At 67.6% G+C, this 14,975-nt stretch carries 16 protein-coding genes; 6 read left to right on the top strand and 10 right to left on the bottom strand.

What is annotated here, in order from left to right; all coding sequences use genetic code 11:
• Positions 1-159: 159 nt before the first annotated feature.
• The 6 genes from tauD to yedA form a co-directional block, all read right to left on the bottom strand.
• The gene (tauD, locus tag IB273_RS25565) at positions 160-996 is read right to left on the bottom strand and encodes a taurine dioxygenase (protein WP_081520049.1); all 837 of its coding nucleotides are present in this window, start codon (positions 994-996) and stop codon (positions 160-162) included.
• A gap of 85 nt (positions 997-1,081) precedes the next feature.
• Positions 1,082-1,900 (bottom strand): ABC transporter permease subunit, encoded by an 819-nt coding sequence (locus tag IB273_RS25560; RefSeq protein ID WP_192225326.1) that lies wholly within the window; start codon positions 1,898-1,900, stop codon positions 1,082-1,084.
• Positions 1,890-2,693, bottom strand: coding sequence for a taurine ABC transporter ATP-binding protein (locus IB273_RS25555; protein ID WP_192225325.1), 804 nt, complete (start codon positions 2,691-2,693; stop codon positions 1,890-1,892). The genes IB273_RS25560 and IB273_RS25555 overlap by 11 nt, the downstream gene beginning before the upstream one ends.
• 113 nt (positions 2,694-2,806) lie before the next feature.
• Positions 2,807-3,826, bottom strand: coding sequence for a taurine ABC transporter substrate-binding protein (gene tauA, locus IB273_RS25550; RefSeq protein ID WP_138214168.1), 1,020 nt, complete (start codon positions 3,824-3,826; stop codon positions 2,807-2,809).
• A gap of 205 nt (positions 3,827-4,031) precedes the next feature.
• Complete coding sequence (locus IB273_RS25545) at positions 4,032-4,934, bottom strand: acyl-CoA dehydrogenase family protein (protein WP_151188416.1); 903 nt, start codon at positions 4,932-4,934, stop codon at positions 4,032-4,034.
• A 171-nt stretch (positions 4,935-5,105) separates the two neighbouring features.
• Positions 5,106-5,993, bottom strand: a complete 888-nt coding sequence (yedA, locus tag IB273_RS25540; RefSeq protein ID WP_151189744.1) for a drug/metabolite exporter YedA — start codon at positions 5,991-5,993, stop codon at positions 5,106-5,108.
• 165 nt (positions 5,994-6,158) lie between these two features.
• On the opposite strand from yedA, the gene IB273_RS25535 reads away from it, so the two are divergent.
• A complete protein-coding gene (locus tag IB273_RS25535; protein WP_081520044.1) occupies positions 6,159-6,605 on the top strand; it encodes an Lrp/AsnC family transcriptional regulator in 447 nt (148 codons plus the stop codon).
• A 212-nt stretch (positions 6,606-6,817) separates the two neighbouring features.
• On the opposite strand, the gene IB273_RS25530 is transcribed toward IB273_RS25535, so the two are convergent.
• Complete coding sequence (locus tag IB273_RS25530) at positions 6,818-8,095, bottom strand: acetyl-CoA C-acetyltransferase (RefSeq protein WP_192225324.1); 1,278 nt, start codon at positions 8,093-8,095, stop codon at positions 6,818-6,820.
• A 166-nt stretch (positions 8,096-8,261) separates the two neighbouring features.
• Here IB273_RS25530 and IB273_RS25525 point away from each other — a divergent pair, with 166 nt between their 5' ends.
• Positions 8,262-9,617 carry a 3-oxoacyl-ACP reductase gene (locus IB273_RS25525; RefSeq protein WP_192225323.1) on the top strand — a complete coding sequence of 452 codons (1,356 nt, stop codon included), beginning with the start codon at positions 8,262-8,264 and terminating at the stop codon, positions 9,615-9,617.
• Between the two features lie 134 nt (positions 9,618-9,751).
• Here the strand turns inward: IB273_RS25525 and IB273_RS25520 are convergent, their stop codons facing one another.
• Positions 9,752-10,156: an EF-hand domain-containing protein gene (locus IB273_RS25520; RefSeq protein WP_081520041.1), complete on the bottom strand. Its 405-nt coding sequence runs from the start codon at positions 10,154-10,156 to the stop codon at positions 9,752-9,754.
• Positions 10,157-10,220: 64 nt separating this feature from the next.
• Positions 10,221-11,228: an AraC family transcriptional regulator gene (locus tag IB273_RS25515; RefSeq protein WP_081520040.1), complete on the bottom strand. Its 1,008-nt coding sequence runs from the start codon at positions 11,226-11,228 to the stop codon at positions 10,221-10,223.
• Positions 11,229-11,433: 205 nt separating this feature from the next.
• Here IB273_RS25515 and IB273_RS25510 point away from each other — a divergent pair, with 205 nt between their 5' ends.
• The 4 genes from IB273_RS25510 to IB273_RS25495 are packed head-to-tail and all read left to right on the top strand — an operon-like array spanning position 11,434 to position 14,057.
• Positions 11,434-12,291, top strand: coding sequence for a MaoC family dehydratase (locus IB273_RS25510; protein WP_192225322.1), 858 nt, complete (start codon positions 11,434-11,436; stop codon positions 12,289-12,291).
• A 46-nt stretch (positions 12,292-12,337) separates the two neighbouring features.
• Positions 12,338-12,655 (top strand): nucleotide pyrophosphohydrolase, encoded by a 318-nt coding sequence (locus IB273_RS25505; RefSeq protein WP_017520638.1) that lies wholly within the window; start codon positions 12,338-12,340, stop codon positions 12,653-12,655.
• A complete protein-coding gene (locus IB273_RS25500) occupies positions 12,652-13,422 on the top strand; it encodes a methyltransferase domain-containing protein (protein ID WP_192225321.1) in 771 nt (256 codons plus the stop codon). The genes IB273_RS25505 and IB273_RS25500 overlap by 4 nt, the downstream gene beginning before the upstream one ends.
• 53 nt (positions 13,423-13,475) lie before the next feature.
• Positions 13,476-14,057, top strand: coding sequence for a DUF4136 domain-containing protein (locus IB273_RS25495; RefSeq protein WP_192225320.1), 582 nt, complete (start codon positions 13,476-13,478; stop codon positions 14,055-14,057).
• On the opposite strand, the gene IB273_RS25490 is transcribed toward IB273_RS25495, so the two are convergent.
• The gene (locus tag IB273_RS25490; RefSeq protein ID WP_192225319.1) at positions 14,042-14,968 is read right to left on the bottom strand and encodes a glycerophosphodiester phosphodiesterase family protein; all 927 of its coding nucleotides are present in this window, start codon (positions 14,966-14,968) and stop codon (positions 14,042-14,044) included. The two genes, IB273_RS25495 and IB273_RS25490, sit on opposite strands and share 16 nt — an antisense overlap.
• Between the last annotated feature and the right edge of the window lie 7 nt (positions 14,969-14,975).

Raw genomic sequence — 14,975 nt, 5'->3', positions numbered from 1 at the left:
AACGGACTCCCCGATGAATTCCGAGTTATGCAGCTCACGAGCAAGCTAGCTCCTACAGAAATCTCTCGCAGACCGTAGGGCGCATAACGCCTACAGCGTTATCCGCCATTGCGGCGGATAACCCGCTCCGGGTTATTCGCCCTACCGGAACAAAGTCCGTCAGAACGGCTTGTCGCCGAGAATCGTCGCGCGGTGCATCACCCGGCGCTGCGGGCGGTAGTCGTCCACCGCGTAATGCTGAGTCACGCGGTTGTCCCAGAAGGCCACGTCGTTCTCCTTCCAGCGCCAGCGCACGGTGAACTCCGGGCGGGCGAAGTGGGCGAACAGCAGGTCGAGAATGGCGCGGCTTTCCGCCGGCTCCAGCTCGTTGATGCGGGTGGTGAAGCCATCGCTGACGAACAGCGCCTTGCGCCCGGTGACCGGATGCGTGCGGATCACCGGGTGGCTGCGCGGCGGGTTCTTCTTGCGCGCTTCTTCCAGGCGAGCCAGGTCCGCGTCGGTGGCGCCGAAGCGCTCCTGGGGGAAGGACTTGCTGATGTCATGAGTCGCGGTGAGGCCGTCGAGCAACTGCTGCAGCGGCTTGGACAGCGCTTCGAACGCCGCGATGCCGCTGGCCCACAGGGTGTCGCCACCGTAGGGCGGCAGCTGCTTGGCGGCCAGTACGGCGCCCAGCGCCGGAGTCTCCAGGAAGGTCACGTCGGTGTGCCAGATGGCGTTGTCGCGCACGTCGGTGACAGCGGTGTCGAGGACGATGACTTCGCGCTGTTCGGGCGAGCTGGGGTAGATCGGGTGGATGTGCAGGTCGCCGAAGCGCGCGGCGAAGTTCGCCTGCTGGGTTGGCGTCAGCGGCTGGTCGCGGAAGAACAGCACGTGATGATCGAGCAGGGCCTGCTCGATCTGGCGCTGCGCCGCGTCCCCCAGCGGGTCGGCCAGGCGTACGCCGGAAACGATGGCGCCCAGGGCCGGGCTGATGGGTTCGATACTCAGGGTGGTCATGTTCGTGTTCTCTCGTGAGGTTCACGGGAAGAGCCACGCTCTCCCCTGCCCCTCGCCGGCATGGCGAGGGTGTCGAATCGGTTTGTTATTCCCAGGAAGCGAAGCGCTTCTGCAGCCAGCGCAGGCCCAGTTCGAAGCTCAGCGCGATGGCAGCGATCAGCAGGATTCCCAGCACCACCACATCGGTGGCGAGGAACTGCGCGGCGGACTGCACCATGAAGCCCAGGCCGCGATTGGCAGCGATCAGCTCGGCGGCGACCAGGGTCGACCAGCCCACGCCCAGGGCGATGCGCAGGCCGGTGAGGACATCCGGCAGCGCGCTGGGCAGGATCACGTGGCGCACCACCTGCAGGCGGCTGGCGCCCAGGCAGCGCACGGCCTGGATGCGCGACTTGTCCACGCGGCGCACGCCAGCGGCGGTGGCGATCAGCAACGGTGCGAACAGCGCGAGGTAGATCAGCAGCACCTTGGACAGCTCGCCGATGCCGAACCAGATGACGATCAGCGGCAGGTAGGCCAGCGGCGGCACCGGGCGGTAGAACTCCACCAGCGGATCGAACGCCGCGCCCACCAGCGGGTTGAGGCCCATCAGGATGCCCAGTGGAATGGCCGTCAGCACCGCCGCGCCCAGCGCCAGCAGTACGCGCAGCAGGCTGGTGCCGATGTGCTGCCACAGCGACGCATCGACGTAGCCCTCGGCGAGCAGGCGCTGGAAGGCTTCCACCAGTTGCTCCGGCGCAGGCAGGAACAGCGTGTCGACCCAGACCAGATGCGTGGCCAGCCACCAGAGCACGAAGATCGAACCGACGCTGCCGGCGGCGGCCCAGCGGCGGTAGTCGCGCGGCACACTGCGGGCATTAGGCACGGCGGCGGGGAGTTTGCCAGCGAGGGTATCAGTGGGCATGTTCGGCCTCCGGTTCCTCAAGCGTCTCTTCCAAAAAAAGATCCAGAAGGAGTTGGCGCAAGCGCGCGAATTCCGGGTCGGACTTGATCGAGCGCACCGCCTCGCCAGCGGCGTAGCGGCGGGCGAAGTCCAGCGGCAAGCGCTTGACGATGCGCGCCGGCGGGCCGTCCATCACCACCAGGTCGGTGGCGAGGAACAGCGCTTCGTCGACGCTGTGGGTAATCAGGAACAGGCCCTTGCCGGTCTTGCGCCACAGGTCGAGGGTCAGCACCTGCATGCGCTCGCGGGTCAGCGCGTCGAGAGCGCCGAAGGGTTCGTCGAGCAGCAGGAAATCCGGCTCCACCGCCAGCGCGCGGGCCAAACCCAGGCGTTGCCGCTGGCCACCGGAAAGCTGCGAGATGCGGTAGTCCGCGTGCTCGCCCAGGCCCACCAGCTTGAGGACTTCATGGGCGCGGGCGTTGCGCTCGGCAGCGCCAACGCCACGGATACGCAGACCCAGCGCGACGTTATCCAGCGCGCTCAGCCAGGGCATCAGCGCGTCGTCCTGGAACACCACGCCGCGCTCGCCGCCGGGGCCGCTGAGGGTGCGGCCGTCGATCTGCACGCGGCCGTTGTCCGGCGCCTGGAAGCCCGCCAGCACGTTGAGCAGGCTGGACTTGCCGCAGCCGGACGGGCCGAGCACCACCAGGGATTCGCCCTTGGCCAGGCTGAGAGTGAGGTCCTGCAGCACGACGCGCTCGCGCCCGCGCTGATGGAAAGTGAGGCTGACTGCCTCGGCCGTCAGACGGCTCATGTTCTGCCCTCCGTAGGGTGAGAAGGATTACGTAGAAGCTCCCTGTAGGAGCGGGCCATGCCCGCGATTCGCGCGCGTGGCGGCCTCCTACAGGTTGAGTCTGTCGTTGCGCCTCAGCGCTGCCCCACCTGCACGCTCTCCGCCTGGCGCACGTAATCGGCGCTGACGTAGGGCGAGTAGTCCTTGAGCACCGAGGGCACGCGCTTCTGCTCTTTCAGGAAGGCGGCGGTGCCGGCGATGTCCTTGGCTGTACCGCCCCCCAGCAGGGCGGACGACAGCTGCGCCTGGGATTCGGGGAAGGCAGAACCGGCCAGCAGCTCGGGCACGTCCTTCGGATCGGCGCCGGTCAGCCGGGCGATCTTCTTCACCTGCTCGGAATCGGCGGTCCACTGCGCCTTGTGCGCGTTGTAGTCAGCGAAGGAGTCCAGGCTCACACGGGCGAACTTGGCGATGACTTCCGGGTGCTTCTCGGCGAAGTCCTTGCGGGCCACCCAGACCTCGAAGGTCGGTGCACCCCACTGGCCGACTTCGGCGGCGTCGGTCAAGACCTTGCCGGACTTCTTGATCTCGCCCAGGGCGGGTGACCAGACGAAGGCGCCATCGATGTCGCCACGGCGCCAGGCGGCGGCGATCTCGGTGGGGTTGAGGTTGACGATCTTCACCTTGGTCGGGTCGATCTGCCAGTGCTTGAGCGCGCCCAGCAGGCTGTAGTGCGAGGTGGAAACGAAGGGCGTGGCGATGGTCTTGCCGATCAGGTCTTCGGGTTTCTCGATCTTGCTGCCGTTGCGCACCACCAGGGCCTCGGCGGCATTGATCTGCGCGGAGACGATGAAGGCCACGATCGGCAGGCCGCGCGAAGTGGCGGCGGCCAGCGGGCTGGAACCGAGATTGCCCAGTTGCACATCGCCCGAGGCGATGGCGGCGACCACTTCCGGGCCGCTGTTGAAACGGCGCCAGTCGAGCTTCTCGCCGATGACCTTTTCATAGGTGCCATCGGCTTGCGGAACCTTGGTCGGGTCGATACCGGTCTGGTAGCCCAGGACGATGTCGGCGAACGCGGCGCTCTGGAAGGACAAGGCAGCCGCAACAGCGACGCCGGCCACGGCACGGCGTACGAAACGAGGTTTGTTCATGGTGTTTCCTCTGAAGGTAACGGCGGTGCCGGCCTCACAGAGGGGACGGACCACGGGACGGGATTCGATGGATGAAACAGGTGTCCGGCGGTCCGGTGGAGCTAGATTACCGATATAAAAAACTTCGAATAAATACTTTTTAGTTCTTAACTTATGAGCACCAGCGCTTGTCTCGATTCGGCTACAGGCCCCGTGCTACGGCGCCTCAGGTAGCGCCGGCGAGCACACGGGCGCGAGTGCCCTCCTGGCGCAAGCCGACCTGCACCGCGTGCTGCGCCACTGCTGCGGTTTCCGCGACCAGGGTCGCGAGCGCCGCGCTGCGGCTGAAGCTCAGGCCGTTGCCCGCCGCCTGGGCGGACTCGAAGGCCACTGCCGACTGCTCGGACAGCCGCAGCCCCAGCGCCAGCAGCCGCTGCAATCCCCCCGCCGCCGCCCGCGCCGGCAGGTTCTCGAAGGCCTGCACGGCAAGGCCCAGGGCAATGTTCGCCTGCAACAATGCGGAGAGGCTGCCGCGCAGTTGCGCACGGGGCGTCCACGGCAGGCCGGGCGGCAGCAGGATGTCCTCGGGATGCAGGCGCACCTCGTGGCAATGCAGCAGTCCGCCGCCGCTGGGTTCGAAACGATCCAGCCCGCTGCGATCCGCTGGCAGCGCGGCGATCAGCAAACCCTCGCTGGGCGCATGGCGCGCCGAGATCAGCAGCCAGTCCACCGCCTCGGCGCCGAAGCAGTCATGGCGCCCGCCCTGCAACAGGAAACCACCGCGCCGATGCTCGCGCGCCAGCAGGCGGCTTTCCTGGTGATCCACCGCCTCGCCCCACAGCCATTCGCGCTCCACGCTGAGCGGCAGCAGGCGCTCGCGCTGCTCGGCGCTGCCCAGCAGCAACACGCTGGCCAGTTGCAGGTGATGCAGGGCGAACAGCCGCGCCAGGGTGCCGTCGCGCTCGGAAAGATCACGCAGGGTCTGCAGCACCTCGTCCCAGCCGGCACCACGGCCGCCGTACTCGCGCGGCACGGACAGGGCCAGCAGGCTGGACGCGCGCAGGGCATCGCTCCAGCGCTGGGTGGGAGGCAATTCGGAAAGCGTGGAAAACGGCACCACCAGGCTCATGCACACCTCGGCTCGAAGGGTGGATCAGTGGCCTGGGCGTATGGCGCGCGGGTGTACTGAAAGGGAGGAAAGAAACAAAGAAGAACGGCCTCCGAATGGAGGCCGTTGCATACCCTAGCGAATCGCGCGAGACGCGCGAAATAACCTTTCGGGCTTAGCTCATGCCGCGAGTCAGACGGCTTCCTTGCGCCGCCACTGCGGCAGGCCGATCAGCACCACCGCGCTGATGATCACCGCCATTGCCAGGGATTCCGCCAGGCCGATGTGCTCGCCGGCGAATACCACGCCGAGCATCACTGCCACCGCCGGGTTGACGTAGGCGTAGCTGGTGGCAGCCGCCGGGCGCACGTTGGCCAGCAGGTACATGTAGGCGCTGAAGGCAATGATCGAGCCGAACACCACCAGGTAAGCCAGCGCGCCCCAGCCGGCAGCGGTGGGCATCTGCTCCATGCGCTCGCCAGTGAGGAAGCTGCCCAGCAGCAGCACGCCGCCGCCCACCAGCATTTCCACCGCGCTGGCCATGGCGCCGCCGGGCAGGTCCAGGCGCCGGCTCCACACCGAACCGAAGGCCCAGGTCGCCGCCGCGAAGAGGATCAGCGCCGCGCCCGCCGGGCTGCCCTGCAGGTTCGAGCCGAGGTTGAGCAGCACGATACCGAACAGGCCCAGAGCGATGCCGGCCCATTCCAGCGCGTTGGTGCGGTTGCCGAAGAAACGCCCGAACACCAGGGTGAACAGCGGCACGGTCGCCACCGCCAGCGCCGCCACGCCCGAGGCCACGCCCCAGTGCTCGGCCACCGTCACCCCACCATTGCCGCAGCTGAGCAGGAGGATGCCAATGGCGCCCGCCGACAGGCACTGCCTGAGCGTCGGCAAGGGTGCGCCGCGGGTGAGCATCCAGACGAACAGGATCGCCCCGGCGATGATGAAGCGGCAGCCGGCCATCAGCATCGGCGGCCAGGATTCGACGCCGATGCGGATCACCAGGTAGGTCGAGCCCCAGATGAAGTAGAGGGCGAAGAAGGCAGCAATCAGGGTCAGTGAGACGCGGGCTCTGGGCATGGGCATCGTGGTCATGGGTGGGGCTCGACAAGGCAGGCGGAGCGCTTCATTTTATGCAGGTCAACCGCCCCGGATAAGGCACAGACAACGCCATTACGGGCATAACACTTTTCATTCGATGGATTTTCGCGAGCCTTGCCGTCGAATCAAAACCGGAGTCTACGCATGGACAAGTATGACCGCGCCCTGCTCGCCGCCCTGCTGGAAGACGGCCGCCTGTCCTTCGCCGAACTGGCCCGGCGGATCAACCTCTCCCCGCCCGCCGTGGCCGATCGCGTGGCGCGCCTGGAGGCCGAAGGAGTGATTACCGGGTACCACGCCAGCGTAGACCTGTCGAAGATGGGCCGCTCGATCCAGTGCCTGATCGAGATGCGCCTGAACGACCACCGCAGCAAGAGCATGCTCGACCCGCTGCTGGAAATCCCGCAGATCATCGACTGCTACCGCATCACCGGCGAGGCCTGCGTGATGCTCAAGGTGGCGGTCAGTTGCACCCAGGAGCTGGAAGAGCTGATCGACCGCCTCGCCCAGTTCGGCACCAGCAAGACCTCGCTGGTGCTTTCCACCCCGTTCTCGCGGCGAATCCATCCGGGAATGTTGCAGGGCGGCTGAGGTGCGCATCTAGAAGAAAATTGCGCCCGCCCCCAAACGAGGGCGGCCCCTTGCCGGAGCGGACTTTGTCCGCGACCGCGGGCATGGCCCGCTCCTACGGGTAACGCCCGCAATCACGGATAAAAAAAGGCGGCGCCGCTCGCGCGGTGCCGCCTGAAGTCACGGAGTTGCTACATCGCGGGACCGAAAAACATCGGTCCCGCTGTATTGGATTACCGTTCGATGATCGCGGTCACACCTTGACCGCCTGCCGCACAGATGGAGATCAGCCCGCGCCCCTTGCCAGCGCCATCCAGCAGCTTGGCGAGGTTGGCGACGATGCGCCCACCGGTGGCCGCGAACGGGTGGCCGGCGGCCAGCGAGCTGCCCTTCACGTTGAGCTTGCTTCGATCGATCGAGCCCAATGGTGCGTCGAGGCCGAGGCGGGTCTTGCAGTAGTCCGCGTCCTCCCAGGCCTTGAGGGTGCACAGCACCTGCGCGGCAAAGGCTTCGTGGATTTCGTAGAAGTCGAAGTCCTGCAGGGTCAGGCCGTTGCGCGCCAGCAGGTGCGGCACCGCGTAGACCGGCGCCATCAGCAGGCCCTCGTGTCCGCCGACGAAATCCACCGCCGCCGCTTCGCCATCCTTGAAGTACGCCAGGATCGGCAGGCCGCGCTCCTTCGCCCACTCCTCGCTGGCCAGCAGCACTACCGAGGCGCCATCGGTCAGCGGCGTGGAATTGGCCGCCGTCAGGGTACCGCGCGAGCCGCGCTCGAACACCGGCTTCAAGGTGCCGATCTTCTCCAGGTTGATGTCCGGGCGCAGATTCTGGTCGCGCACCAGGCCACGGAAGGGCGTCATCAGGTCGTTCTGCCAGCCTTCGTCGTAGGCAGCAGCCAGCTTGTGATGACTCTCGAAGGCCAGCTTGTCCTGCTCATCGCGCGGGATGGCCCAGGTCTGCGCCATCAGTTCGCAGTGCTCGCCCATCGACAGCCCGGTACGCGGCTCGCCGTTTTTCGGGATGTGCGGCATCAGGTGGCGCGGGCGAATCTTCAGCAGGCTCCTGATCTTCTCGCCGTTGGACTTGCCGCGGTTGGCTTCCAGCAGGATCTTGCGCAGCCCTTCGTTGACGCCGATGGGCGCATCGGAGGTGGTGTCCACGCCGCCGGCAATGCCGCAGTCGATCTGCCCGAGGGCGATCTTGTTGGCCACCAGGATCGCCGCTTCCAGGCCGGTGCCGCAGGCCTGCTGGATGTCATAGGCCGGGGTTTCCGGCGCCAGGCGCGTGCCCAGCACGCACTCGCGGGTCAGGTTGAAGTCGCGCGAATGCTTGAGCACTGCGCCGGCGACGACCTCGCCCAGGCGCTCGCCGTGCAGCTTGTAGCGCTCGATCAGCCCGTCCAGCGCGGAGGTCAGCATCTCCTGGTTGCTCGCCGTGGCATACACGGTGTTGGAGCGGGCGAAGGGAATACGGTTGCCGCCGACGATGGCGACCCGGCGCAGTTGGGTCATGCAGGGCTCCTGAGAATGAGCGTTGAAGTGCGGTCAAGGCTAACCTTAGCCGCTTGTGTCGCATTGGCCGCCCCGCCGTTGCGCAGGTCAGCGCGGTCAATTGCGCCGAACCCGCCGCTGCGTAGAGTGGTCAGCACTTTAGAGACCCTGTGCAGGAGCCCGTTCCATGACCGATCGCTACATCGCCTTCGCCAACTCCAACGTCGGCCGCCGCCTGGTCGGAGCCCTCGGCCTGCCTGCGCCGGTCCGCCTGGAGCGCTGGAGCGCCGGGCGCACGCGGCCGGTGGACGGGGCGCTGCTGCTCGGCGGCGAGGGCAACCTGAACGAGGCGGTGCTGCCCTTCGCCGAGCGCCTGACCGATGCGGTGCTCTCCTTCAGCGACGGCCAGTACGGCCTGCCACGCTGGACTGCCGAGCATGGGCCGAAGCTCAAGGCTATCGTCTTCGACGCCAGCGGCCTGACCCGTTTCGAGCAGACCCTCGAGCTGCGCACCTTCTTCCAGGGCGCCCTCAAGGGCCTGGACAAATGCCCGCATGTGGTGATCCTCGGCCGCGCGCCGGAGTCGGTCAAAGACCCCATCGCCGCCAGCGTGCAGCGCAGCCTGGAAGGCTTCAGCCGCTCGCTGGGCAAGGAAATCCGCCGCGGCGGCAACGTCCAGCTGGTGTACGTCGGCAAGGGCGCCGAGGACCAGCTCGAAGGCGCGCTGCGCTTCTTCCTCTCGCCCAAGAGCGCCTATGTGTCGGGGCAGGTGGTGCGCCTGTCCGCCTACGACAAGCAGGTACAGGACTGGAGCCGCCCGCTGGTGGGCAAGCGCGCGCTGGTAACCGGCGCCGCCCGTGGCATCGGCGCAGCCATCGCCGAGACCCTCGCCCGTGATGGCGCCGACGTGGTGCTGCTGGACGTACCGCCGGCCAAGGATGCCCTCGACGCGCTGGCCGCGCGCCTGGGCGGGCGAGGCGTGGCACTGGACATCTGCGCCGCCGACGCTGGTGCACAGCTGGTGGCAGCACTGCCCGAGGGCGTGGACATCGTGGTGCACAACGCCGGCATCACCCGTGACAAGACCGTCGCCAAGATGAGCGAAGCCTTCTGGAATTCGGTGATCGACGTGAACCTCAAGGCCCCGCAGGTGCTGACCCAGGCCCTGCTGGACGCCGGCAAGCTGCACGACGACGGCCGCGTGGTGCTGCTCGCCTCCATCAGCGGCATCGCCGGCAACATGGGTCAGACCAACTATGCGGTGAGCAAGGCCGGCCTGATCGGCCTGGCGCAGGCCTGGGCGCCGACGCTGGGCAAGAAGGGCATCAGCATCAACGCGGTGGCGCCGGGCTTCATCGAAACCCAGATGACCGCCGCCATCCCGCTGACCATCCGCGAGGCTGGCCGACGCATGAACTCCATGGGCCAGGGCGGCCTGCCGCAGGACGTTGCCGAAGCCGTGGCGTGGTTCGCCCAGCCGGGTTCAGGCGCGGTAAGCGGGCAAGTGCTGCGGGTTTGTGGGCAGAGCCTGTTGGGCGCCTGATCCGGCATGGCCAGCTTGTACAACAGCTCCGTACCTCGATCTTCGGTGTAGGGCGCATAACGCCTGCGGCGTTATCCGCCGTCTTGGCGGATAACCCGTTCCGGGTTATTCGCCCTACGGGTGCCAGCGCTCAATCACCCCCGCGCCGCCACCAGTTCGCGAAACTCTTCCGCACTCACCCGGTGATCGCCATCGCGGTCCGCGCGCACGATCAGCGCCGGCTCCTGGGTCATGAACTCCGCCTGGCTGACCTTGCCGTCGCCATCCCGGTCCGGCCAGGCAATGGCGTTGGGGGAGACGTTCACGCTGGGGTTGGGTGGGGTCACTTCCTCGCGGGTGAGCAGTCCGTCCTGGTTGCGATCCAGCCGGTGGAACATGCGCACGCGCATGGCGGACAGGTCATCGGCCTCGATGAAACCGCTGCCGTCGCGGTCCAGGCGGGCGAACGCCGTCTGCTCCATTTCCCCCGCCATGGCGTGCTCAGCGCTCAGCAGCAGGACGGTGGACAGCAGCAGGGTCTGGCGGATTCGGCTTTGCATCGGGCGTACCTTGGCGGGATTTGACCGGCAAAGCCTAGCCAGAGGCGGACTCGAAACGGTTCGATCACTCCGCCGGCGGTTGCGGGCGACCACGGCGGCGGAACTCCACCGGGGTCTCGCCGACCCAGCGCTTGAAGGCGCGGTAGAAGGTGCTCGGCTCGGAGAAGCCGGTGCGTTCGACGATCACCTCGATGCGCTCGTCGGTCTTGAGCAGCAGCTCCTTGGCCAGGCGGCAGCGGTAGTCGGTGACCAGGTCGTTGAAGCGCACCCCGGCCATGGCCAGGCGCTCACGCAGACGGCGGGCGGGCATGTCGAGACGGGCGGCGACCTGCTCCAGCGTCGCGCCGCCATCCACCAGCAGCACGCCGATCAGTTCGCGCACCTTGCGCACCAGGTCCAGCCGCTCCACTTCCGCCAGTTGCCGGCGCGCCAGGGACTCGTGCATGCGCAGCAGTTCCGGCGCGGCATGGCGTGAGGGCTTCTCCAGCACTTCGGCGTCGAACACCAGCGCATAGCGATCAGCGCCCAGCACCGCCGGGCAGCCGTAGACCTCGCGGTAACGCTCGGCGGGCGCGCCTTCCTCGTGCATCAGTTGCACTTGCTGGGGCTTGAAGTCGCCCTCGGTGAGCGCGTGGAACAGGCGAACCACCGCACCGGCGAGCATTTCGGGGAAGTGCCGGTTGGTCCCGGCGGTGTGGCCGAGCAGCAGCACGGCCTTCTCGCCCTCTACTTCCAGGCGGGCGTTGAGGGTGTCGGAGAGCAGGCGCACGTAACGCAGGGCATGACGCAGGCCTTCGCCGAAGGTGGCGCTGGAAAGGAACAGGTATTCCAGCAGCAGGCCATGGAACGCGGGCAGGTGGCCGGCCAGATAGAGGCCGACGTGCTCTTCGCCGCACTCTTCGGCGGCCGCCTTCCAGAACAGGTTCTGTGCGCTGTGGGGGAATCGTCCGGCAGGCAGGCTGCCGGCAGGCAGGCCGACGCGAGCCAGCACGCGGTCGGGGTCGGTACCGCTGGCGCGCAGGGCGTCGATCACCGGGCGCATCAGCGCCACATCGTCGGTCAGATCACGCATGGTGTTTTTTCTAGTTATCCATGAGGCGGGCCCATCTTAGGCAGCTTTCCTATCGCCCCTCAAGAGAATCAGGAACAAGCGTGCGGGAAATATCCGGGCAATCGGACGGTCACATTGACTTGCCTGCCGCGCGCCGCGTTGCCACGGCCAATGCCCGCCGGTGACCGGCGGCTAAGCTGAGTGAATATTCGTCAGGAGATACCCGATGCCCCGCGATTGGCTTGACCTGTCCGCCCCACCCGCCCTCACCGGCCTGTTCGCCCGCGCCGCCGTGCGCCGCGGCGTGCGTGGCCGCAGCCTGCCGACCCGCGGCTTGCGCTGCCAGGTCACGGTCGACCCGAAGCACCTGGAGCGTTATCGCAAGGTCTGTGGCTTCGCCGACAACCACCTGCTGCCGCCCACCTACCCGCACATCCTCGCCTTCGGCCTGCAGATGGGCCTGCTGACGGACGCGCGCTTCCCCTTCCCGCTGCTGGGCCTGGTGCACCTGGAAAACCGTATCAGCGTGTTGCGTCCGCTCGGCGGCCTGGGGCCGTTCAACGTCAGCGTGCGGGTGGACGACCTGCAGCCCCACGAGAAAGGCGTGACCTTCAGCATCATCACCCAACTGCACGACCAGCTCGGGCTGCTCTGGGAGGGTGACAGTCGCATCCTGTTCCGCGGCATGCGCCTGGACGGCACGCCGCCGGCTCGCGAAGAGGTGGCCGAGCTTCCGCTGGAGCAGATCGACGCCTGGAACTGCCCGGCGGACATCGGCCGGCGCTACGCCCGCGTGGCCGGCGACTACAACCCGATCCACCTGTCCGCCGCCAGCGCCAAGCTGTTCGGCTTCCCCCGCGCCATCGCCCATGGTCTGTGGAACAAGGCGCGCAGTCTGGCCGCCCTGGGCGAGCGCCTGCCGATGGCCGGCTATCGGGTCGACGTGCGCTTCCAGAAGCCGGTGCTGCTGCCGTCCCAGGTCAACCTGCTGGCCAGCGAGCCGGCGCCTTCCGGGCAGTTCAGCCTGCGCGGCAAGGACGGCCTGCCGCACATGGCCGGCAGCTGGAGCCCGCTGGACGTTTGACGCGCCAGGCTTGAAGCTATGGGGCTCACGTTGGAGCCCCATCTGCATGAACCTCGAAGCCATCACCGCGCGCCTGCACGCCATCCGCGACCACAACGACTGGAGTCGCTTCCACAGCCCGAAGAACCTGGCCATGGCGGCCAGTGTGGAAATGGCCGAGCTGGTGGAAATCTTCCAGTGGCTGCGCGAGGACGAATCGCGCCAGCTGCCGCCGGAGAAACTCGCCCACGCCGGGCAGGAAGTCGGTGACATCGTCCTTTACCTGCTGCTGATGTGCGCGGAACTGGGCATCGACATGGACCAGGCCGTGCTCGCCAAGCTGGCCGACAGCGAGCGGCGCTTCATCGAGGGGGGCGCCAAGTGAGCGATTCCCCGAAGACCGGCGACCGCCATTTCGACGAACTGGCCACGCGCTTCGCCGAAAAGATCTATGGCGGCGCCAAGGGTGCCATTCGCCTTGCCGTGCTGCAGGCCGACCTCGCCGAGGCGCTGCCCGACCGCCCGCTGCGCGTGCTGGATATCGGCGCAGGGCTGGGCCACATGTCGCTGTGGCTGGCCGGACGCGGCCACGACGTCACCCTCGCCGAGCCCGCCGCGCCGATGCTCGAAGGCGCACGCCAGCGCTTCGACGAAGCCGGCCTGCAGGCCACCTTCATCGCCGCGCCCTGGCAGGACCTGCTCGGCCAGCTCAATGAACCCTATGACCTGGTGATCTGCCACGCCGTGCTGGAATGGCTGGCCGAACCGCTGGCGATCCTGCCGGTGCTGCACCAGCTGACCCGTACCGATGGCTGGCTGTCCCTGGCCTTCTACAACCGCGACGCGCTGATCTACCGCAACCTGCTCAAGGGCCACTTCCGCAAGCTGCGCAAGAACCGTTTCTCCGGCGAGGGCCAGAGCCTGACCCCGCAGGAACCGCTCGACCCGCGCGTACTCGAAGCCGCCATGGCCGGGCACTGGAGCATCGAGGCGCGCAGCGGCGTGCGGGTGTTCCACGACTACATGCCGGTGGAGTTCCAGCACAAGGCCGAGCCTTTGGACCTGGTGGAGATGGAACTGCAATACCGTCGACATCCCGCCTTCGCCGGCCTTGGCCGCTACCTGCACTGGCTGTGCCGGCCGCAGGATTAGGTGCATAGTTGCCACTGCGCACGCCTTACCAAACCGGTGTGCCGGAGTCCGTCATGCCGCGTTACCTGTTGATCCTGCCGCTGCTCAGCGCCCTGGCTGCCTGCCAGGGCCAGAACCCCTACAGCAACACCTCGCTGCCGATCCCGCCCGCCCCCGCGCAGGCCGCCAACCCCGGCCTCGACCCCGGCAGCTACCCGGCCCCGCCGCTGGACTACGGGCGCTACCGCTCGTGGAGCTGGATGGACGGCAGCGGTTTCGGTGGCCCGCTGCAGGACGCCGTCAGCGAAGCCCTCGACCAGCGCGGCCTGCGCCCGGCACGCTCGAATACCCCGGCGGACCTGAGCGTCAGCGCGCACCTGTCCAGCGAGCAACGCACCCGGCAGACCACCGACTATTACGGCGGCGGCTACTACGGCGGCTGGAACGACCCCTGGTACGGCGGCGCTTCCTACCCCGTCACCCGCACCTACGTGGTCACCGTCAGCGTGGTGCGCATCGCCCTGTACGACGCCCATAACCACCAGGAAATCTGGAGTGGCAGCGCCGAATACGAAAACGCCAGCAGCCAGACCGACCAGGCCCGCGCCCTGCGCGAAGCCGCGCGCAAGGCCATGGACGGTTACCCGCCGGGCTGAAGCCCGGCGCGCCGGTAGGCAGGCACGCTCGCCGGCGAGTCCACCATCACCGCATCCGCTCCCAATTCGCGCGCCGCGCCATAGGCGGCTGCGGAATTGATGCCGAACATCACCACCTTCGTCCCCTTGGCGCGGCGCACGCAGGCCATCGCCTGCGGCGTCCACAGCCGCGCAGGCTTCACCGGGTAGGACGACGAGCCCAGGGTGAATTGCTCCGTCACCGTCAGATCGCGCTCCAGCTCGATGCCCATCCAGGTGCCATCGGCCGGTGGCGAACAACGGCCGGCCAGCGCCAGATCGACCAGCCGGTTACGCGTGGCGTCGCGGCTCTCGAAGCGCCGCGCGCGGTCGCCGTAGTGCTGTGCCAGGTAATCGCTGGCATCACGCTCGGTGGAGTAGAAACGCACCCGCGACCACGCCTGTTGCTGATCCAGCGTGCGGGCCACCGCGTCGATGACCTCGCCCACCGGTTGCGCCTTGATATCGAGGAACACCGGCACTGTCGGTGCAATGGCCTGCAGTGCCTCGGCCAGTGTCGGGATCGCCTGCGGCTGCGCGCGGTACGGGTAATTGCCCGCCGCATCCTTGAACTGATAACCCGCATTCACCCGGCGCAGCTGTTCCTGCGACTTCGAACCCACGGCGCCCTGGGCATCGGTCAATGCCGCGAGGTCCGCCGGCCGGTACAGCATCGCAACACCATCGGCGGACACCTGCACCGACAGCCAGAGCACATCGCTGTGGTTGGCCAGCGCCTTGCCTATCGCCAGCAGCGTGTTCTCTGGTGCATCCGCCGTGCCGGCTCGATGCGCCACCACCTCGGGTTGTGGCAGCGCCGGCCGCACGCTGTCGAAGCTGCATCCCGCAAGCAGCAGCATCCCCAGTGTCGTCACGGGCAGCCCATGCTTCATGTCCTTC

The sequence above is a fragment of the Pseudomonas sp. PDM19 genome, from assembly GCF_014852215.1.
GTDB lineage: Bacteria > Pseudomonadota > Gammaproteobacteria > Pseudomonadales > Pseudomonadaceae > Pseudomonas.
The sequence above is the reverse complement of the archived record's forward strand: the minus strand, read 5'-3'. Positions and strand labels throughout refer to the sequence as shown.